The sequence below is a fragment of the Saccharopolyspora hirsuta genome, assembly GCF_008630535.1.
Lineage (GTDB): Bacteria > Actinomycetota > Actinomycetes > Mycobacteriales > Pseudonocardiaceae > Saccharopolyspora > Saccharopolyspora hirsuta.
In genome coordinates, this window is sequence record NZ_VWPH01000005.1 from 317,922 (window position 1) to 336,266 (window position 18,345).

Consider the following 18,345-nt stretch of genomic DNA (forward strand, 5'->3'; position numbering starts at 1 on the left):
GACTGATCAGCGATGCGGTGCGGTCAGCGGGGACACGCCTGGCTCGCCACGCGACGCAGGTCGACGTGCCGACGCCGGATCAGCGCGATCATCACGCCACCGATCCTCGGACCGCCGCAAGCGGGGTGTCAACGCCTCCCAGGACGTGGACGCCCTCAGCGCCCCGTGCCGACGCGGTGGTCAGCGGCCAGGTCGTGCGCGCGAGCGAGCAGGTCGGCGGGCAGTGCAGCGGGTTCCAGGCCGTAGCGGTCGTCGTAGGCCGTGATCACCTCGGCCTCCAGCGCGCCCAGTTCGAGGCCCGGGGACTCGTCCACGACCGATCCCACGGAGTCGTCGTCGAAGGGCAGCTCCAGCAGCCGGTAGACGTCGGTGAGCAGCGGGCGCAGCACGTCGGTGTCGTCGAAGATCACCACCGCGCTGAACAGCCAGGCGCTCCGCACCAACCGCTGCGCGGTGCCGACCAGCTTCACGCGACCCCGCGCGTTCACGCTGTGCGCGCCGGGGCAGTACTCCCCCGGCACGGCACCGATCTGCGCTTCGACGCCGTGCTTGCGCAGCACGTCGGCCCACAGCTCGGCGTAGCCGGTGAACCGCTCCTCCATCCCGGACAGGTAGCCGGGGTCCGGGCCGACGTGGTCGACCACCAGCGAGCGCTCGGTGTAGGCCACCGCCCGGCCACCGGGTGCGCGCACCACCGGGGTGAACCCGGCCTCGCGCACGGCCCGGACGGCGTCCGGGAACCCGGGCAGCAGGGTGTCCCGGCGGCCGAAGGCCACGACGCGCCCGCTGGGCCGGTAGATCCGCATCCCGGCACCGGCCTCACCGGCGCTGACCCGGCGCAGCATCGCGTGCGCGACCGCGACCTCCGAGGCCTGGTCCCCATCCGCTCCGAGCGCACCGCGATAAAGCTCCACGGGCCGATCCTAATCGGTCGCGAGCTCGACCGACCCGCGCGCCGGATGTCCACTATGGGCATTCAGCGCGGTTCACCACCCCGCGTTGACCGGCGGAGCCGCCCTGACCTATCGTTCCGTTTACAGAACGATAGCCGGTTGAACAGGACAGCGATGACGATCGACCACCTCCCCACCCGCAGCCAGGAGGTCGCCCGCGCACTGGCGGCGGCCGGTGTCCGAGGCGAGGTCCGCGAGCTCGCGGACTCGACCCGCACCGCGGCGGAGGCCGCCGCCGCGCTCGGCTGCGACATCGGCGCGATCGCCAACAGCCTGGTCTTCATCTCCGACGACGAACCGGTCCTGGTCCTCACCAGCGGCAGCCACCGAGTGAACCCCGAAGCCCTCGCCCACCGCTGGGGCCGGGGCGAGCTCCACCGAGCAACCCCGGACCAGGTCCGCGCGGCCACCGGCCAGGTGATCGGCGGAGTAGCCCCGCTCGGCCACCCAACCCCGCTGCCGACCGTCGTCGACGCAGCCCTGTCCGACTACCCCCAGATCTGGGCGGCAGCAGGCACGCCCCGAACGGTCTTCCCCACCACAGCAGCAGAACTCCGCCGAATCACCAACGCCACCGAACTCCCCGTCACCTGAGCGACGGGAGCAGCGGAGTCAGCGGCCGCGGGCAGCCAGCCAACCGAACCGTCTCAGCGCCCGGCTGAACCGCTCCGCCTCCGCCGCCAACTTCCCGAGCCGATCGGGGTCGACCTCACCGCGCGGAACCCGGACTGCTTCATCGCCCAGTTCCCGCTGCAGAACGTGCATCGCAGAAGCCATCTGCCCAGGTGTGTCGATCCGAGCCGGAACGAGCCCCGGCTCCGCGCCACACGCATCCGGTGAGCCGCGGAAGGCAAGCTGAACGAAGCAGTCCGTGCACTCGGCAACCGCTTCCGGCAGCGTAGATGCCACGATCTGCGGTGCAGCGCAGTCCTCGACCTCGTCCGCCCGGAACGACTGGCGACACCACGACTGGATCTGCGATCCGATTGCGCCACGCCGGATGTGCGCGAACCTGGACCACTCGGGAACAACCCCAGCACGGTACTGGAAGTACCGGATCTGCCCGCTGACCTCTGCCCGGCCGGGTGCTGTTGGGTTCTTTTCCTTGAACGTCACCAGTTCTCCCCTATGTTGTTGGTAGTGCTACCAGTCCTCGGACAGGAGCTAGCGTGTCTGGTAGCACGACGGCTCCACCACTCCTCGAATCGGGTGATCAACTGACGTTTCAGCTATCGATGGGATGTGTTTCATGGCTGCCACAGCAGGTACGCCACGCGCTCGGGCATTGTCGGCCGCACTGCGGGAAGCGCGGATCGCCGCCGGGATCGGGGTTCGCGAGCTGGGGCGAATGCTCGAGTACACCCATGTTGAGATTTCGAACTGGGAGACCGGGAAACGGGTTCCGAAGATCGAGACCGTCGCGGCCATCCTCGCAACCGCGTGGCGGCGGCAGAACGGGATCGAATCCTCGATCTTGCCCGCAACGTGCACGAACCGAACTGGCTCACGGTCGGCTTGAACGGCATTCCGCAGCAGCTCGCCGGAGCCGTCGAGTGTGAACGGGCCGCGACCGCCATAGCCGAATGGGCACCGATGCTGGTGCCGGGCCTGCTCCAAACCCTGGACTACAACCGGTCGATGAAGAAGGCCAGTGGTCTGTCGGAAGCCGACACGGAACTCCGGGTGATGTTGAGCGCGAGCAGGCGCGAAGTCATCACGCGGCGGTCCGATCCGGTCAGCTTCAACGCCTTCATCGGCGAAGCAGCGCTGTTCGAACCCATCGGGACGGCTGAAGTGATGGTCGAACAGCTCGACCAGCTCGTCGAGTTCGCGAGCCGGGACAACATCGCCGTCCGGATGGTGCCGCTTCGCACGGGCTGGCATCCGGGGCTGCTGGGGCCCTTCGTCCTGTACGAGTTCGACGACATCACCCCGGTCGTCCACTTCGAGCACTACAGCTCCGGCGCCTTCATCCCGGCCGAGCACGACGTCGACGAGTACCGCAGCGCGATCCAGCAGATCGAGAGCTTGGCGATGGACGAGCGGACGTCCGTCGAGTTCATCGTCGAGGCGAAGGCGACATGGGAGAGGTGAACAGTGATCGGGTACACCTGGCAGAAGTCCAGTTACACCGGCCCGAACGGGAACTGCGTCGAGCTGTCCCGGCCGCGCGGCCTGGTCCGCGATTCCAAGGATCCGAACGGCCCCCGCCTCCAGGTGGACGTACCGGCGCTCGTCCGCGCCGTCCGGGAAGGCCGGTTCGACCGGTGACGGTGAGTGGCCCCGAGGTTCGATCTGCTTCTCGGGGCCACGGCGACCTCACAGCGACGTCGGGATGGTCGGGTGGCGTTCGAAGAGGATCGTGCCGCGGACGATCGCTTCCTTGTACAGGGCCGCTTTTCGGCCGGTGAGGACCGATTCCTTCGGGGTGTCGTCGGCTCGGACGAACTGGACCAGGGCGTCCTTGCGGCCGAGGCTGATGCACTGGTTGAGGTAGCGGAAGCGCAGCGGGCGGGGTTCGCGCCCGGCCAGGCGGTCGGCGATCGCGCGGACCGCGTGCTGGGTCGAGGGCAGGCCCGTCGCGCAGGCCATGCGCAGTTCCTGGCCGGTGCGCATGCGGCCCGCCGCCGCGTCGCCGATGGCCGTCACCTCCGGGTGGGAGACCGAGCGGAACTCGCCGTCGACGATCACGCGACCGTTGCCGTCGACCGCGAAGCCCGCCCGCTCGGCCAGGTCCGGCACCCGGAACCCGGTCGTCCACACCACGGTGTCGGCCGCGACGTGCGAGCCGTCGGCCAGCAGCAGACCGTCCGGGCGCACTTCGGAGACGGCCGCGTTCTCGCGCAGCTCGACGCCGAGGCGGGCGAAGGTGCGCCGCAGGTGGTTCTTCCCCCGCTCGGACAGACCGTGGCCGAGGTCCCCGCCGGTGATCAGCCGGATCTTCAGCGCCGGGTTCGCCTCGGCCAGCTCTGCCGCGGCTTCGATGCCGGTCAGCCCGCCGCCGACCACGGTGACCACCTCGGCGGAGGCCAGCCTCCGGTGCAGGCGCAGCGCGTCGTCGTTGGTGGCGACGGTGAAGGCGTGCTCGGCGACACCGGGGACCGACGTCGTGTCCGCCGCGCTGCCCACGGCGTAGATCAGGCGGTCGTAACGCACTTCGCGGGACGTGCCCGCCAGTCGGAGGGTTCGCGCCTCGGCGTCGATGCCGGTGACCCGGTCGACGACCAGCTCCACGCCGGTGCCTTCGAGTAGGTCGGCCAGCGGCAGGTCGCGCAAGCGCTGGCCCGCCGCCAGCTGGTGCAGGCGGACCCGCTCCACGAACCGGTCCGAGGCGTTGATCAGCGTCACGCGCGCTCCGGTCCAGCGCGCCGCCAGCTTGGCCGCGGCCAGCCCGGTGTAGCCCGCTCCGACGACCACGATCTGGTGCTCCATCGTCCCGTCCTCTCCGTTCGGTGCGTCGTTGCTCTGTGAGCGGAGCAGCCCGCCGAGTTGTGACAACATGTGTCCCACGTCACCGATCGAGCCGGGGTGGGAGTGGTGGCCGAGGAACGGCTGGCGCGGTACCGGGAGATGCGGGACTTCACCCGCACCGCCGAGCCGCGCGGTGCCGAGACCCCCTCCGGGGCGGGCGACCGGTTCGTCGTGCAGCGCCACCGGGCCCGGCGCCGCCACTACGACCTGCGGCTGGAGCTGGACGGGGTGCTGGTCAGCTGGGCGGTGCCCAAGGGGCCGACGCTGGACCCCTCGGTGCGCCGGATGGCCGTGCACGTCGAGGACCACCCGCTGGAGTACGCCGACTTCGAGGGCACCATCCCGGCCGGGGAGTACGGCGGCGGGGACGTCATCGTCTGGGACCGCGGCACCTGGACGCCCGGCGAGGACGACCCGGCCGCCGCCATCGAGGCCGGAACCCTGCACTTCGACCTGCGCGGGGAGAAGCTGGTGGGCCGGTTCGTGCTGGTGCGGCGCGGCGAGACGCAGTGGCTGCTGCTGCACAAGAAGGACGAGCACGCCCAGCCCGGCTGGGACCCCGAGGACCACCCTCGCTCGGTGAAGAGCGGGCGCACCAACGAGGAGGTCGCCGCCGCCCCGGAAGCAATGTGGCGCAGCGATCTGCCGCCGGACCGCGCCGAGATCCGCCTGCGGAACTGGAAAGCGCCCAGCGAGGACGAGATCGCCGCCCTGGACGCGCTCGGCGCCAAGGGCCGCTGGCGGGTGGACGGCCGCGACCTCGCGCTGACCAACCTGGACAAAGTCCTGTTCCCGGGCCGCGACGGCGAAGCGCCGGTGACCAAGCGCGACCTGATCCGCTACCACGCGCTGATCGCGCCGGTCATGCTGCCCTACCTGGACGGTCGGCCGCTGAACTCGCACCGCTTCCCCAACGGCGTCGACGAACCCGGCTTCTGGCACAAGGAGGTGCCCGGCCACGCCCCGGACTGGTTGCAGCGCTGGCGCTATCCCGGGGCCGACCCCGGCGACACCCAGTGGTACCTGATCCCGGACAGCGTCGCCGCGCTGGCCTGGCTGGCCAACTACGCGGCGCTGGAGCTGCACGCCTGGACCTCGCGCGCCGCCGACGTGCAGCACCCGACGTGGGCGCTGTTCGACATCGACCCGGGCAGCCGGACCACCTTCGAGGAGGTGCTGGTGCTGGCCCGGCTGCACCGCACCGCGATGGAGCACCTCGGCGTGGTGGCGCGGCCGAAGGTCACCGGGCAGCGCGGCATCCAGATCTGGGTGCCGGTGGAACCGCGCTACACCTACGCCGAGACCCGCGCCTGGGTGGAGCAGGTGTCGCGCGCGGTCGGCAACGCGGTCCCGGACCTGGTGAGCTGGGCGTGGACCAAGTCCGAGCGCCGCGGGCTGGCCCGCCTGGACTACACCCAGAACGTCATCAACAAGACCCTGGTCGCGCCCTACAGCGCCCGCCCGCGGCCGGGCGCCCCGGTGTCGGTCCCGCTGGAGTGGGACGAGCTCGACGACCCGGAGCTGACCCCGGACCGCTGGACCATCCGCACCGTGCTGGACCGGGTGGCCCGGGTCGGCGACCCGTTCGCGCCGCTGCTCGAGGTCCAGCAGCAGCTCCCGCCGGTGTGACCGGGTTTCAGCGGCTGCCCGCGGTTTCCAGCACGGCCGGTTCGGGCAGCGTCCGGGCCAGCAGCCAGGCCAGCACCGGGAACATCAGCAGGGTCGCCAGGGCGGTGCGCAGGTCAGCCAGCTCGGCGACCAGCCCGAGCACCGGTGTGGCGATGCCGCCGACGCTCACCGCCAGGCCGAGCGTCACCCCGCTGGCGGTGCCGATGCGGTTGGGCAGGTAGTCCTGGCCGAGCGTGACGTGCAGCGAGAACGGCACGTACAGCAGGACGGCGACCAGCGCGACGAAGACGTACACCGAAACGCCGGGCGCCCAGACGACTCCGGCCATCGCCGGGATCGTGGCGGCGTAAGCCAGGCGCAGCGTCCGGGTGCGACCCCAGGACGAGGCGAGCCTGCCGCCGAGCAGGGTGCCGACCGCTCCCCCGGCGAACAGCACGAACAACGCCACCGCACCAGCGGTCTCACCACCGCCGCTGCGCTGCTGCACCCACAGCGCGACGAACGCGCTCAGTCCGATGTAGACGATGGAGCGGAAGATGATGATCGCGGTCAGCCGCAGGAAGACCGGCCAGTCGTCGGTGCCCCGCCTGGCCGGTCCGGCCGCGGCGGAACCGGTCGCGGCGGTGATCGAGCGGAGCGCGGCCACCGTGACCAGTCCGCCCAGCAGCGCCGGGATGAACAGCCACGGGGAGGCCGCCAGACCGCCCGCGGACAGGATCGGCGCCACCACCACCGGCGCCAGTGCGAAACCGATGTTGCCGCCGAGGGAGAACCAGCTCATCGCCAGGTGGCTGCCGCCGGAGGCGGCGCGGGCGAGCCGGGCCGCCTCCGGGTGGTAGGCCGCCACCCCCAGGCCGGAGAGCGCGACCGCGAGCCAGGTCAGCGGGTAGGAGTCGCCGACGCCGCACAGCGCCACGCCGAGCCCGGCCGTCGTCATGCTCACCGGGATCGCCCACGGCATCCGCACGCGGTCGGTCAGCGCCCCGAAGACCGGTTGCACGATGGACGACAGCAGCGTCGCGGCCAGCACGACGCCGGACACCGCCACGTAGCCGTAATGCCGTTCGAGCACCAGGAACGGCACCACCGCCGGGACCGCGCCCTGGTAGATGTCCACGCCCGCGTGGCCGACGGCCAGCAGCCCCACGGACCGGGTCATGTTCTGCGTCACGGTCCCGATCTTGAGCCGCCGCACCGGTGTCGCGCTTCCGATAAACTGCCAGCTCATGTCGAAAATCCGCCACCAGCCGCGGGCGCCCACCGCGCTGCGCCGCATGCCCGCCGGTTCCGGGGTCGACGCCCACCGGCACGACGACCACCAGATCGTCTACGCCGGGCGCGGCGTGCTCTCGGTGACCACCGAGGCGGGCACCTGGATCGCGCCCGGGACCCGAGCCCTGTGGATCCCGGCCGGGATGGTGCACGAGCACCGCGCTTACGGCGAAACCGACCTGCACACCGTCGGGCTGCCCACCAGCGCGAACCCGCTGCGGCTGCACTCGCCCGCAGTGCTGGCGGTCGAACCGCTGCTGCGGGAGCTGATCCTGGCCTGCACCCGGGACGAGTTCGCCAGCGACGCCGAGCGCAAGCGGCTGCGCGCGGTCCTGCTCGACCAGCTCCGCCGCGCCCCGGAGCAGCCGATCCGGCTGCCCAGCCCGCGCGATCCCCGGCTGGTCGCGGTCTGCGCGCTGCTCGACGAGGACCCGGCCGACCAGCGGGCCCTGACCGCGCTGGGCGCGCAGGTCGGGGCGAGCGAGCGCACGCTGAGCCGCCTGTTCCGGGCCGAGATGCGGATGACCTTCCCGCAGTGGCGAACCCAGCTGCGCCTCTGCCACGCGCTGCGCCTGCTCGCCGACGGCGAGGCCGTCACCTCGGTGGCGCACCGCACCGGCTGGTCCTCGGCCAGCGCGTTCATCGAGGTCTTCCGCCGGACCTTCGGGCACACCCCGGGGAAGCAGCCCACCGGGCATCACCCGGAGGCGTGATCAGGATGGCGGTGGTGATCACCGGCCGGTTGGCTGCGGATCATGCGAATCCGAACCCGCTCGGCGGTGCTCACCACCGCCGCCGCCGCGCTGCTGCTCCCCTCCGCGCTGCCCGCCGCGGCCCAGGCCGACGACGCCCGGCTGCTCGGCAGCTACGTCGTGCCGCACGAGCTCCGGGTCGGCGGCACCCCGGTCGGCGGGCTGTCGTCGATCGACCACGACCGCCGCAGCGGTGACTTCGTGCTGGTCAGCGACGACTGGTCCGACTACGCGCCCGCCCGGTACTACCGCGCGACCATCGCGGTGACCGAGCGGGGCATCGAGGACGTGGACTTCACCGAGGTGCACCAGTTCCGGCGCCCGGACGGCCGCACCTACCCGACGATCGACACCTGGCGCGACGAGCAGCACCGGGTGCCGAAGGCCGCGCGCAACGCGCTGGGCACGGTGGATCCGGAGGAGCTGCGGGTCGACCCGCTCACCGGCGCGGTCGCCTGGACCAACGAGGGCCAGCGCAACATCCCGCCGGACGGCTCGGCGGCCGGAACGGTCCTGATGGACCCGGCGCTGCGGATCTCCACCCGCGAAGGGCGGTACGTCCGCGACCTGCCGACCGCGCCCAACGAGAAGATGACCACCGGCGGGACCGGGCCGCGGGTCAACGAGACCTTCGAGGGTCTGACCTACACCCGGGACGGCAGCCAGCTGGTCTCCGCGCTGGAAGGCCCGCTGGAGCAGGACGGGCCGTCCGCCAACGCCGATCACGGCGCGTTCAGCCGGATCACGGTCCACGACCGCTCCGGCCGCCCCGTCGCGCAGTACGCCTACCCGGTGGAACCGCTGTTCGCCGAACCGCAGCCGCCGAACGAGTGGAACACCAACGGCATCTCCTCGCTGCTGGCCGGTGACGAGCCGGACAGCTTCCTGGCGCTGGAGCGCGGCTACGCCAGCGGGGTGGGGACCAAGGGGCGGATCTACGAGTTCAGCACCGCCGGGGCCGACGACGTGCTGAACCGGCATTCGCTCGCCGACGGCGACTTCCGCCCGGTGCGCAAGGAGCTGGTCGCCGACCTCGACGAGCTCGGCCTGCCGTACACCGACAACGTGGAAGGTCTGAGCTGGGGGCCGCGGCTGCCCACCGGCGAGCGGGTCCTGCTCGTGGTCAGCGACAACAACTTCTCGCCGCACCAGCAGACCCAGCTGATCGCCATCGCGGTCCGCTGACCGACCACCGGAGGGCGCGACCCCGAGCGGGGGTCGCGCCCTCCGCGCTTTCGGGAAAAACGGGAACCTGCTTGGGAAAAACGCGTCGCGGTTCGAGCAACGCGCAAATCTTGACCTCCGCCAAATCGCCCACTTATGGTCCAGACCACGGTTCGCACGGTTAAGCGCCGGTGAACCCGCGGTCGTCGGAGTGCCCCTCTCCCCTTCCTCGGCCAGGTTCCAACAGCGCCGCTACCAGGACGTCCGACGTCGCTGGGCGCGGTCTCCCCCGAAGGAGCTGAGATGAACAGAAAGCCGAAGCTCGCCGCCGCCGCAGTCGGTGCAGCGATCGCGCCCTTCCTGGTGGCGATCCCGACCAGCACCGCCAGCGCGCACGGCTACATCGACTCCCCGCCCAGCCGCCAGGCGCAGTGCGCCGCGGGCACCGTCCCGTGCGGCCCGATCAAGTACGAGCCGCAGAGCGTCGAGGGCCCCAAGGGCCTGACCAGCTGCAGCGGCGGCAACCAGGCGTTCGCCGAGCTGGACGACGACAGCAAGGGCTGGACGGTCACCCCGGTCGGCAACTCGGTGACGTTCAACTGGACGCTCACCGCCGCGCACGCCACCAGCACCTGGGAGTACTTCATCGGCGGCAACCGGGTCGCCGTGTTCGACCAGGGCGGCAAGCAGCCGCCGAACCAGCTGTCGCACACCGTGGACCTCAGCGGCGTCAGCGGTCCGCAGAAGGTCCTGGCGGTGTGGAACGTCGCCGACACCGCCAACGCCTTCTACGCCTGCATCGACGTCAACGTCGGCGGCAACTGACGGACCACTTCCGGTGAAAGGGCGGGCCCGCACTCCGATCCCGGAGGCGGGCCCGCCGCCTGTCACAACCCGCTCGGCGCGCCGAACCGGGCGTCCACTCTGGACGCGGTGAGCGCCACCGGCCGGTCCGGGGTCGGCAGGCCGAGCGAGGCGATCAGCCCGAAGTCCGCGCAGGACAGCAGTTCCGCGCTGTGCAGGGCCCACGGTTCGTGCTCGGCCGGGGTGTGCAGCGGATGCCCGTGCCAGGTGGAGAACATCCGCCAGCGCGCGGTGGCGAACCGGGCGGCCTCGTCCGCGGCGATGCGCGGTCCGCGCCGCACCTGCAGTTCCAGCCCCACGTCGCCGCGTTCCACGCGGTAGTCGATCCTCCTGCCGCTGCACGTGCGTTCCACGCGGGCGAACCGGTACGGCAGACCGGCCGCGGCGCGCGCGGCCCGCACGAAGGTGCGGTTCGACGCCTCCATGCTCAGGAACACCAGCCCCCGGCGACCGCGCTCGTCGACGGCGTAGGTGCGGACGTTGACCTCGGCGAAGTCGCGGAACTCGTGCGGTGTCGGCACGCCGAGCACCGAGGTGACGGTCATCCGCAGGCCGATCAGGCCGATCCAGGCGGAACCGGCGAACACGTCGGGGCTCGTGCCGCGCGGCAGGACCGGTCGCAGCAGCGCCGGGTCGCACGGCCAGTGGGCGAACACCACGTCGCGCCAGATCTGGTCGGTCAGCGACCAGCGGATGCGGTGCGGGGCGGTGAGCGTCAGCGGTTCGGTCATCCGGTCACCCTCAGCAACGCGGCGTAGAGCGTCAATCCCGGCCCGAAAGCCAGTGCCACCACGTGACTTCCGGGTCGCATACCGCTGGTGGTCAACTCGTGGAGGACGAGCAGCAGCGTCGCCGAGGAGCAGTTCCCGTGCTCCGCCAGGACGTTCCGCGATTCCCGCAGCGCTTTCGCGGGCAGGCCCAAGGTCTCCTCCACGGTGTCGAGGATGCGCGGTCCGCCGGGGTGCACGGCCCAGCCGGTGACGTCGGCCAGGTCGAGCCCGTTGCGGTCGAGCAGGTCGCCGACCACCGGGCCGAGGTGGCGGGCCAGCACGTCGGGCACCTGCGGCGACAGGCCCATCCGGAAGCCGAGATCGGTGATGTCCCAGGTCATGTGGTCGAGCCCGCTGGTGTCGGTGAACGCCACCAGGTCGGTCACCGCGAGCCCGGCCGCGCGCGGGTGCACGACCACCGCCACCGCCGCGTCGCCGAACAGCGCGTGCGAGACGATCTGCTGCGGGTCGGCGGTGGGCGGCTGGATGTGCAGCGAGGTCAGCTCCAGGCACAGCAGGACGGCGGGCTGACCTCGCGCGGCGACGAAGTCGACCACGCCGCCGAGCGCCGGGAGGGCCGCGTAGCAGCCCATGTGCCCGACGAACAGCCGCCGCAGGTCCGGGCGCAGGCCCAGCGATCCGGCGAGCTTGATGTCCAGGCCCGGCGTGCCGTAGCCGGTGCAGGAGGCGACGGTGAGCAGGCCGATCTCCTGCGGGTCGAGTCCCGCCGCGGACAACGCGGTGCGCACCGCGCGGTGCCCCAGGGGCGGCGCCTGTTCGTCGAAGCGGCGCATCCGGGCTGCTGTCGACCACCCGGAGAGGTCTTCCTCGACCGGGTTGGCCACGGTGTGCCTGCGGTGCACCCCGACCGCCGAGAACAGCCGCCGCGCCAAGGCGCTGTCGCCGAAGTGCGCGGCGAAGAAGCCGTGCCACAGCTCGGTCTGCTCGGCGGTGTCCGGCAGCGCCGAGCCGAACCCGGTGATCGCCGGGGTCACCAGCGCGGTGCTTCGGTGTCGCGGTCGGGATCGCCGCCGAGCGCGGCGACGCCGAGCCAGTCGGCGCAGACGTCGGAGGTCGCCGGTTGCAGCGCGCCGCAGCGGGCGTCGCGGTAGATGCGCTCCAGCGGGTGCCCGCGCCTGGTGGCCGAGGTGCCCGCCGCTTCCAGCACCGAGGAGGCCACCTGCGCGGCGGTGTCGCCCGCGACCAGCTTCGCCCGCCACACCCAGCGGTTCGTCTCCGGCTCGCCGGGCTGCTGCGCCACGCGTCGCGCGGCCTCCTGCACGACCGCTTCGGCCGCCGCAACCGCGGCATCAGCGCGCCCCATCCGGTTGCGCACCGCCGGAAGGCCGTGCAGCCCGCGCTCGCGCAGGTGCGCGCTGCCCACGCGCAAGGCCGAGCGGGCGACTCCGACGTACACCGCGGCGTAGGAGGCGACCAGCCACTGCGGCATCACCTGCGCGACCAGCAACGTCAGGCCTTCCAAGCCGCCGAGCAGCGCGTCCGGGCCGACGGCGACGTCGAAGTGCACGTCGTGGCTGCCGGTGGCGCGCATGCCCAGCGAATCCCAGGTCGGTTCGACCTGGACGCCCTCCCCGGCCGGGACCAGGAAGTACGACACCTTGGGTTCGGTGCCGTCGACGTCCTTGGCGGTGACCAGGTAGGCGTCGGCGTGCCCCGCGCCGGAGACGAACGCCTTGCGGCCGGTGATGCGGAACCCGCGGTCCCCTCGCCGGTACCCGGTGGTGGTGCGCGACAGCCGCGATCCGCTGCCGCGCTCGCTCATCGCCACCGCGTACAGCGCCCCGTCGGCGGCGTCGGACAGCAGCCGGTCGCGCGCGTCGAAGCAGCTCTCCGGCGCACCGAGCTGTTGGAGCAGGTCGTCCGGCGTGTGCGCGAGGGCACCGGTCACCGAGGCGTGCATGTTGAAGATCAGCGCGGTGGCCCCGGCTCCGGTGGCGAGCTCGGACGCCACGGCGGCGTAGTCGGCGAACGAAGCGCCGAATCCGCCCAGCTCCCGGGGGACCATGAGTCCCAACAGCCCGCGGTCGCGCAGGTCGGCGAAGTCCTCGGCGGGGAAGGTGCCCCCGGCGTCGTAGTGCTCGGCGCGCGCGGCGATGCGCGGCACGAGATCGCGCACCACCTCCTGCGCGGACGCAGCTGGCAGCGACACCGGCGTTCACCCCTTCTTCCACCCGATGGCCTGGAACAGCACGGCGGTGGCGCGCATCGGAACCATGCGAACGGCACTGCGCCGTCCGGCGGACCACGCCACCAGGTCCCGCAGCGACGGCCGCAGCCCCCGCAAGGCCAGTTCGACGCCGTGCCGGGCCGCTTCGCCTGCAAGCACACCGCGGTCGACCAGCAGCGCGGGGTCGTGCACGCCGCGCGGCGCGATACCGGGCAGCCGTTCGGCGACGTCGATGGCCAGCACCCGGCACAGGGCGGTCGCGGCCAGCGTGTCCAGCACCAGCAGACCGCCGGGCCGCAGGATCCGGCAGGCTTCGGCGACCGCGGCGCGCAAGTCCGCCACGTGCTCCAGGATCTGCCCCGCCACAACGCAATCCGCGCTGGCCGCCGCGAGCGGAACTGCCTGCACGTCGCCGACCAGCGGCTGCACGCCGTGCTCGGTGGCCTGCCGCAACGCGCTCGGCGACCGGTCCACGCCGATGTGCCGGTAGCCCTTGTCCGCCACGTGCGGCGCCAGCAGCCCGGCCCCGCACCCCAGGTCGACCAGGACCGCGCCCGTCCGCGGTGCGGTGGGCACGAGTGCTGCGCGGGCGGCGGCGAGCCAGTGCAGCATCGCGAACACGCCCCGCGGTTGCCACCACTGATCGGCGCAGGTCTCGTAGAGCTGCGGGTCGTTGCGCAGCGCGGTCCGCGTGCCGCCGCGTGCCATGCGCTCCAGGCTGGCACACTCGGCCGGGTGCGGCACTTCGCAACCGCGTCCGCGCTGCTCCGCGCCGCGCACCCGATCCCCGCGCTGGCGGTCACCGCGATGACCGCCGGACTGGCCGCGGCGGTGGGCGGCGGAGCGCTCGCGGTGCTGGGCGTGGTCGCCGCGGTGCTGCCCGGGCAGCTGTCCGTCGGCTGGCTCAACGATCTCGTCGACGCCGATCGCGACGCGCAGGTGGGCCGCACTGGCAAACCGGTGGCGGCCGGTGCGGTGTCCCGGCGGGCGGTGCTGGTCGCGGTCGTCGTCTCGGCACCGGTCGCAGTGCTGCTGTCGCTCCCGTTCGGCATCGCGGCGACGGCGGCGCACCTGGTCGCGCTGGGGTCGGCCTGGGCGTACGACCTCGGGCTGAAGTCGACGGCGTTCTCGGTGCTGCCCTACGCCGTCTCCTTCGGACTGCTGCCCGTGTTCGTGACGCTCGGAAACGCCGCTGGGCCGCCGTCGTGGCTGGTGCTGGCCGCAGCGCTGCTGGGCTCGGCAGCGCACTTCGTGAACGTGCTGCCGGACATCGCCGACGACGACGCCACCGGCGTGCGCGGTCTGCCGCACCGGCTGGGCGCGGTGAGAAGCACTGCGGTCGCGTCGGTTCTGGTCCTGGCCACCGCCGCGCTGCTCGTGCTCGGTCCGGTCGGTGTCTCCCCCGCCGGGCTGCTGCTGCTCGCGCTGGCGGTGGTGCTGCTCGGCGCCGGGCTCGTGCTGGGCCGCCGTCCCGGGTCCCGCGCCGCTTTCCACGCCGTGATCCTGGTCGCGCTGCTCGACGTCGTCGTCCTGCTGGGCAACGGCGTCTGAGCACTATCCACTCGGGACGGTTCCGGTGAAGGTGGCGAAGGCGATGATGTTGTCCCGGTAGCTGCGCGCGGTGCCGTCGAAGGCCCCACCGCAGGTGATCAGCCGCAGCTGCGGATCGGCGGTGTCGCCGTAGACCTCGTCGGCCGGGAAGCCGCTCTTGGGCTCCTGCGCCATGCGGTGCACCACGAACCGGGCGACCTGCCCGTCCTGGCGACCGATCCGGATCTCGTCCCCGGGCTGCAACTCCCGCAACCGCGCGAAGACGCCGTCCTGGCCGTCGCCGTTGACGTGCCCGAGCACCACTGCTGGCCCGACCGCGCCGGGTGTCGGGCTGTACCGGTACCAACCGGCCTGCATCGGTTCGTGCACCGACGGGAGCTCGACCGTCCGATCGGGGTTGAGCCCCAGCGGGACCAGCGAGGACCGCGCGTCGATCCGGGGAACCTCGATCCACGTCGGGGGCGAGGGCGCCAGCGCGGTCGCGGCCTGCACCTGCTGTGGCGCGGTGGTGGTGCCGAGGTCCAGGGGCTGGTCGGCCGCCGAACATCCCGACAGCACCAAGGAGAGCGCGGCGGCCACGAGGACCGGGGCGGTCGCGCGACCGCCCCGGTGCCCCCGTGCGCGGGAAGGCACGTCCATCTCGGACGCCTCAGTTCGCGCCCGCACGCCGACGGCGCAGCACGACCGCAGCGCCACCGCCCAGGGCCGCGACCGCGGCCGCGCCGCCGAACGCGGCCGGGCCGAAGGATTCCTCCGGTCCACCACCGGTTTCCGGGGTGCCGACCGGCCGCTGCGAGACCTGCCCGCGACCGTCCGCCTTCTCCGGCTCCGCCGCGGGCTTGCTCTCCTGCGGCGCCGGGACGGCGTTGGGCTCGTCCGCCCAGCTGACCGCCGCGGTCAGCGGCAGCGCCGCGGCTCCGAGCAGGGCGGCAGCCGCGAAGGTACGACCAAGCTTCATCTGCGTGCGTCCTCTCCGTTCGATCGGTCCGGGAGCTCCGGACACCGACCAGCTTGGGGCGCGCTTCTCAAGATCCGGTCTGCTCGACGTGAAGAACTTGTTCGGCTTCGCCGGATGTGAAGATCCTGTTCAGGTGCGGCGTCCGGATCACCGCAGCGCACCGGCGGAAGCGATAATGCGCCGCGTGAGCGCACACGTGCTGGTCGCCGAGGACGACCCCAAGCAGGCCGAACTCATCCGGAGATATCTGGAGCGCGACGACCACCGGGTGGTGGTGGTCGCCGACGGCCGGGCGGCGATCGACGAGGCGCGGCGGCGCAAACCGGACCTGGTCGTGCTCGACGTGATGATGCCCAAGGTGGACGGGCTGGACGTGTGCCGGATCCTGCGCGCCGAGTCGGACGTGCCGATCGTGCTGCTGACCGCGCGGACCACGGAGGACGACGTGCTGCTCGGCCTGGACCTCGGGGCCGACGACTACATCACCAAGCCCTACAGCCCGCGCCAGCTCGCCGCCCGCGTGCGCGCGATCCTGCGGCGGGTGCGGCGCGTGCAGGACCGCGGCCACCAGCCGCTGCGCGTCGGAGACCTGGTGGTCGACGAGCAGCGGCACGAGGTCACGCTGGGCGGCACCGCGCTCGACTGCACCCCCGCGGAGTTCCGGGTGCTGGCGGCGCTGGCCGCCGAACCCGGCCGGGCCTTCACCCGCGGTCAGCTGCTCAGCCAGGCCTTCGGGATGGACAAGTTCATCACCGAGTGCACCATCGACGTGCACGTGATGAACCTGCGCCGCAAGCTCGAACCGGATCCCCGCCGACCGGTCCGGCTGCTCACCGTCTACGGCGTCGGGTACAAGTTGCGGGACTGCCCCGATGGCGCGTCGGCATAGCCTGCTGGCCCGGCTGCTGGCCATGTCGGTGGTGGTGGCCGGGTGCTCGATCGGGGCGACCGCGTGGCTGGCCGCGCAGAGCACCAGCGGGGCGATCAACCAGGAGATCGGCGAGAGCCTGGCCACCGACGCCAAGATCTACGACGCGCTGCTCGGCTACGCCGCCGGTCACCCGCAGTGGTCCGGGGTGCAGGACGTGGTGGCCAAGCTGTCCGAGCGCACCGGTCGGCGCATCGCGCTGACCACCCCGGCGCGGGCGCCGATCGCCGATTCCGGGGACCCGCAGGACACCCCGCTGCCGCGGACGCCGTCGGCCGTGGTCGACCCGCTCGCCGTCGACCCGGTGCTCAAGCCCGGCGCCACGATCGACCCGCGGGCCGTCGGCCCCTACCAGCTGACCGCGGCCGAGCGCGCGAAGCTGGCCGCCGAAGCGCAACGCCAGCTCGGGTGCCTGCGGCGGACCGGCTCGGACGGCCGGATCGTCGAGCTGCCCAACGGGCGTTCAACGGTCGAGATCGTCGCCGCCGAACCGCAGCAGAAGCGGTCGCGGTCGGCGGACGCACCCGGTGAGCCGCCGAGAGCGGTGCCCGCCGAGGTCCCGGCACCGGAGTCGTCGGTTCCCGCGGCTCCGCCGCCGGATTCGTGCGCGGCTCCGACGACGACCACCGAAACCGAGCGCACCGCCAACGCCGAGCTGCTGGAGCTGGCCAACGCCTGCCTGGCCAGGCAGGGCGCGGACCCGCTGCCCGCCGACGCGGCCGAGACCACCTGGCCGGACGGGCTGCGCGCCGCACCGGAGGACCAGCGCTGCGTGGACGCCGCACGTCGGGAGCAGCTCGGCGCCCACGTCTCACCCGCGGCACAGCTGTTCATCACCAAGCCGGGCGGCGACCGGGCGGCCACCGATCTGTCCACTGTGGGCATCTCGCGGATCGCGTGGACGGCGCTGGTGGTGCTGGTGCTCACCGTCGGCCTGACCGCGCTGGCCGCCAGCCGCCTGGTCCGCCCGATCCACGCGATCACCGCGGCGGCCCGGCGGATGGGCGGCGGCGACCGCTCCGCGCGGGTGCGCACCGGCGCGCGCGGCGAGATCGGCGAGCTCGCCGCGGCGTTCAACGCGATGTCCGAGCAGGTCGAGCGCACCGAGCAGCAGCGCAGGACGATGGTCAGCGACGTCGCGCACGAACTGCGCACCCCGCTGGTGAACGTGCGCGGCTGGCTGGAGGCGGCGCAGGACGGTGTGGCCACCCTGGACCAACCGCTGGTGGCCTCGCTGCTGGAGGAAACCCTGCTGCTGCAGCACCTCGTCGACGACCTGCAGGACCTCGCGCTCGCCGACGCGGGGAAGCTGCGCGTCTACCCCGAACCGGTGCACCTCGGCGCGCTCCTGGAGCACGTCGCCGCCGCGCACCGCGGTCGCGCCGAGGCGGGCGGCGTCGAGCTGATCGCCGCCGTCGAGGGCGATCCGGACCTGGCCGCCGATCCCACCCGGCTGCGCCAGGCGCTGGGCAACCTGGTGTCCAACGCGCTGCGCTACACGCCTGCGGGCGGGCGCGTCGAGCTGCGGGCGCGTCGGGTGGCCGACGAGGTGCTCATCGACGTCAGCGACACCGGGGTCGGCATCGACGCCGAAGCCTTGCCGCACGTCTTCGACCGCTTCTGGCGCGCGGAGAAGTCGCGCGGCAGGCACGGCGGCGGCAGCGGGCTGGGCCTGGCGATCACGCACCACCTGGTGGACGTGCACGGCGGCAGCATCGAAGTGCGCAGCACCGTGGGAGTCGGCACGACGTTCACCATCCGCCTCCCCGCGATGAAGTCCACAGTGGACATCGCCGAGCGGAGCACCGACGACTAGGCCGAAAGGTGCACCCGCGGCCGCTTAGC

At 72.6% G+C, this 18,345-nt stretch carries 22 protein-coding genes; 11 read left to right on the forward strand and 11 right to left on the reverse strand.

Annotated features, from left to right (window positions below):
- Nucleotides 1-23 precede the first annotated feature (23 nt).
- Nucleotides 24-92: a putative leader peptide gene (locus F1721_RS35630; RefSeq protein WP_350941185.1), complete on the reverse strand. Its 69-nt coding sequence runs from the start codon at nt 90-92 to the stop codon at nt 24-26.
- 63 nt (nt 93-155) lie between these two features.
- Nucleotides 156-914, reverse strand: coding sequence for a lipoate--protein ligase family protein (locus F1721_RS12360; protein WP_150066766.1), 759 nt, complete (start codon nt 912-914; stop codon nt 156-158).
- A gap of 153 nt (nt 915-1,067) precedes the next feature.
- Between F1721_RS12360 and F1721_RS12365 the strand changes: the two genes are divergently transcribed.
- A complete protein-coding gene (locus tag F1721_RS12365; RefSeq protein WP_150066767.1) occupies nt 1,068-1,547 on the forward strand; it encodes a YbaK/EbsC family protein in 480 nt (159 codons plus the stop codon).
- An 18-nt stretch (nt 1,548-1,565) separates the two neighbouring features.
- Here F1721_RS12365 and F1721_RS12370 read toward each other — a convergent pair whose 3' ends face one another.
- A complete protein-coding gene (locus tag F1721_RS12370) occupies nt 1,566-2,069 on the reverse strand; it encodes a hypothetical protein (protein WP_150066768.1) in 504 nt (167 codons plus the stop codon).
- 133 nt (nt 2,070-2,202) lie between these two features.
- Here F1721_RS12370 and F1721_RS35050 point away from each other — a divergent pair, with 133 nt between their 5' ends.
- Genes F1721_RS35050 through F1721_RS12380 form a run of 3 tightly spaced genes read left to right on the forward strand, consistent with a single transcriptional unit; the run spans nt 2,203 to nt 3,224 of the window.
- Nucleotides 2,203-2,472 (forward strand): helix-turn-helix transcriptional regulator, encoded by a 270-nt coding sequence (locus F1721_RS35050; RefSeq protein ID WP_246154730.1) that lies wholly within the window; start codon nt 2,203-2,205, stop codon nt 2,470-2,472.
- Nucleotides 2,394-3,047 carry a DUF5753 domain-containing protein gene (locus F1721_RS12375; RefSeq protein WP_246154731.1) on the forward strand — a complete coding sequence of 218 codons (654 nt, stop codon included), beginning with the start codon at nt 2,394-2,396 and terminating at the stop codon, nt 3,045-3,047. The genes F1721_RS35050 and F1721_RS12375 overlap by 79 nt, the downstream gene beginning before the upstream one ends.
- A gap of 3 nt (nt 3,048-3,050) precedes the next feature.
- Complete coding sequence (locus F1721_RS12380; protein WP_150066769.1) at nt 3,051-3,224, forward strand: DUF397 domain-containing protein; 174 nt, start codon at nt 3,051-3,053, stop codon at nt 3,222-3,224.
- Between the two features lie 48 nt (nt 3,225-3,272).
- On the opposite strand, the gene F1721_RS12385 is transcribed toward F1721_RS12380, so the two are convergent.
- On the reverse strand, nt 3,273-4,454 hold the full coding sequence (locus F1721_RS12385) for an NAD(P)/FAD-dependent oxidoreductase (RefSeq protein WP_150066770.1): 1,182 nt from the start codon (nt 4,452-4,454) through the stop codon (nt 3,273-3,275).
- A 36-nt stretch (nt 4,455-4,490) separates the two neighbouring features.
- Here F1721_RS12385 and F1721_RS12390 point away from each other — a divergent pair, with 36 nt between their 5' ends.
- Nucleotides 4,491-6,053, forward strand: a complete 1,563-nt coding sequence (locus tag F1721_RS12390; protein WP_150066771.1) for a DNA polymerase domain-containing protein — start codon at nt 4,491-4,493, stop codon at nt 6,051-6,053.
- Nucleotides 6,054-6,060: 7 nt separating this feature from the next.
- Here F1721_RS12390 and F1721_RS12395 read toward each other — a convergent pair whose 3' ends face one another.
- Nucleotides 6,061-7,281: an MFS transporter gene (locus F1721_RS12395; protein ID WP_246154735.1), complete on the reverse strand. Its 1,221-nt coding sequence runs from the start codon at nt 7,279-7,281 to the stop codon at nt 6,061-6,063.
- Here F1721_RS12395 and F1721_RS12400 point away from each other — a divergent pair.
- The 3 genes from F1721_RS12400 to F1721_RS12410 all read left to right on the forward strand — a co-directional run bounded on the left by F1721_RS12400 (nt 7,280) and on the right by F1721_RS12410 (nt 10,066).
- Nucleotides 7,280-8,038: an AraC family transcriptional regulator gene (locus F1721_RS12400; RefSeq protein ID WP_150066772.1), complete on the forward strand. Its 759-nt coding sequence runs from the start codon at nt 7,280-7,282 to the stop codon at nt 8,036-8,038. The genes F1721_RS12395 and F1721_RS12400 overlap by 2 nt on opposite strands.
- Before the next feature lie 42 nt (nt 8,039-8,080).
- Entirely contained in the window at nt 8,081-9,262 is a 1,182-nt protein-coding gene (locus tag F1721_RS12405) for an esterase-like activity of phytase family protein (protein WP_150066773.1), read from the forward strand.
- 282 nt (nt 9,263-9,544) lie between these two features.
- Nucleotides 9,545-10,066, forward strand: coding sequence for a lytic polysaccharide monooxygenase auxiliary activity family 9 protein (locus F1721_RS12410; RefSeq protein ID WP_150066774.1), 522 nt, complete (start codon nt 9,545-9,547; stop codon nt 10,064-10,066).
- A 62-nt stretch (nt 10,067-10,128) separates the two neighbouring features.
- On the opposite strand, the gene F1721_RS12415 is transcribed toward F1721_RS12410, so the two are convergent.
- The 4 genes from F1721_RS12415 to F1721_RS12430 are packed head-to-tail and all read right to left on the reverse strand — an operon-like array spanning nt 10,129 to nt 13,771.
- Nucleotides 10,129-10,836 (reverse strand): YqjF family protein, encoded by a 708-nt coding sequence (locus F1721_RS12415; RefSeq protein ID WP_150066775.1) that lies wholly within the window; start codon nt 10,834-10,836, stop codon nt 10,129-10,131.
- Nucleotides 10,833-11,873, reverse strand: a complete 1,041-nt coding sequence (locus F1721_RS12420) for a type III polyketide synthase (RefSeq protein WP_170301473.1) — start codon at nt 11,871-11,873, stop codon at nt 10,833-10,835. The genes F1721_RS12415 and F1721_RS12420 overlap by 4 nt, the downstream gene beginning before the upstream one ends.
- The gene (locus F1721_RS12425; RefSeq protein WP_211840442.1) at nt 11,867-13,045 is read right to left on the reverse strand and encodes an acyl-CoA dehydrogenase family protein; all 1,179 of its coding nucleotides are present in this window, start codon (nt 13,043-13,045) and stop codon (nt 11,867-11,869) included. The genes F1721_RS12420 and F1721_RS12425 overlap by 7 nt, the downstream gene beginning before the upstream one ends.
- Nucleotides 13,046-13,051: 6 nt before the next feature.
- Complete coding sequence (locus F1721_RS12430) at nt 13,052-13,771, reverse strand: methyltransferase domain-containing protein (RefSeq protein WP_150066777.1); 720 nt, start codon at nt 13,769-13,771, stop codon at nt 13,052-13,054.
- Between the two features lie 27 nt (nt 13,772-13,798).
- Here F1721_RS12430 and F1721_RS12435 point away from each other — a divergent pair, with 27 nt between their 5' ends.
- Nucleotides 13,799-14,614, forward strand: a complete 816-nt coding sequence (locus F1721_RS12435; protein WP_246154738.1) for a UbiA family prenyltransferase — start codon at nt 13,799-13,801, stop codon at nt 14,612-14,614.
- Between the two features lie 3 nt (nt 14,615-14,617).
- Here F1721_RS12435 and F1721_RS12440 read toward each other — a convergent pair whose 3' ends face one another.
- Together F1721_RS12440 and F1721_RS34390 are read right to left on the reverse strand one after the other, a co-directional pair.
- Nucleotides 14,618-15,253, reverse strand: a complete 636-nt coding sequence (locus F1721_RS12440; RefSeq protein WP_150066778.1) for a class F sortase — start codon at nt 15,251-15,253, stop codon at nt 14,618-14,620.
- Between the two features lie 10 nt (nt 15,254-15,263).
- Nucleotides 15,264-15,572, reverse strand: a complete 309-nt coding sequence (locus F1721_RS34390; RefSeq protein ID WP_170301461.1) for a Tat pathway signal sequence domain protein — start codon at nt 15,570-15,572, stop codon at nt 15,264-15,266.
- A gap of 184 nt (nt 15,573-15,756) precedes the next feature.
- Between F1721_RS34390 and F1721_RS12450 the strand changes: the two genes are divergently transcribed.
- Together F1721_RS12450 and F1721_RS12455 are read left to right on the forward strand one after the other, a co-directional pair.
- A complete protein-coding gene (locus F1721_RS12450) occupies nt 15,757-16,461 on the forward strand; it encodes a response regulator transcription factor (RefSeq protein WP_211840443.1) in 705 nt (234 codons plus the stop codon).
- Nucleotides 16,445-18,316 (forward strand): ATP-binding protein, encoded by a 1,872-nt coding sequence (locus F1721_RS12455; RefSeq protein ID WP_211840444.1) that lies wholly within the window; start codon nt 16,445-16,447, stop codon nt 18,314-18,316. The genes F1721_RS12450 and F1721_RS12455 overlap by 17 nt, the downstream gene beginning before the upstream one ends.
- The last annotated feature ends 29 nt before the right edge of the window (nt 18,317-18,345 follow it).

What these genes read in the sequence shown, in the direction of transcription:
- F1721_RS12365 (WP_150066767.1), top strand. Translation starts at nt 1,068, where the DNA reads ATGACGATCGACCACCTCCCCACCCGCAGCCAGGAGGTCGCCCGCGCA.
- F1721_RS35050 (WP_246154730.1), top strand. Translation starts at nt 2,203, where the DNA reads ATGGCTGCCACAGCAGGTACGCCACGCGCTCGGGCATTGTCGGCCGCA.
- F1721_RS12385 (WP_150066770.1), bottom strand. Translation starts at nt 4,454, where the DNA reads ATGTTGTCACAACTCGGCGGGCTGCTCCGCTCACAGAGCAACGACGCA.
- F1721_RS12400 (WP_150066772.1), top strand. Translation starts at nt 7,280, where the DNA reads ATGTCGAAAATCCGCCACCAGCCGCGGGCGCCCACCGCGCTGCGCCGC.
- F1721_RS12395 (WP_246154735.1), bottom strand. Translation starts at nt 7,281, where the DNA reads ATGAGCTGGCAGTTTATCGGAAGCGCGACACCGGTGCGGCGGCTCAAG.
- F1721_RS12405 (WP_150066773.1), top strand. Translation starts at nt 8,081, where the DNA reads ATGCGAATCCGAACCCGCTCGGCGGTGCTCACCACCGCCGCCGCCGCG.
- F1721_RS12410 (WP_150066774.1), top strand. Translation starts at nt 9,545, where the DNA reads ATGAACAGAAAGCCGAAGCTCGCCGCCGCCGCAGTCGGTGCAGCGATC.
- F1721_RS12415 (WP_150066775.1), bottom strand. Translation starts at nt 10,836, where the DNA reads ATGACCGAACCGCTGACGCTCACCGCCCCGCACCGCATCCGCTGGTCG.
- F1721_RS12430 (WP_150066777.1), bottom strand. Translation starts at nt 13,771, where the DNA reads ATGGCACGCGGCGGCACGCGGACCGCGCTGCGCAACGACCCGCAGCTC.
- F1721_RS12440 (WP_150066778.1), bottom strand. Translation starts at nt 15,253, where the DNA reads ATGGACGTGCCTTCCCGCGCACGGGGGCACCGGGGCGGTCGCGCGACC.
- F1721_RS34390 (WP_170301461.1), bottom strand. Translation starts at nt 15,572, where the DNA reads ATGAAGCTTGGTCGTACCTTCGCGGCTGCCGCCCTGCTCGGAGCCGCG.
- F1721_RS12455 (WP_211840444.1), top strand. Translation starts at nt 16,445, where the DNA reads ATGGCGCGTCGGCATAGCCTGCTGGCCCGGCTGCTGGCCATGTCGGTG.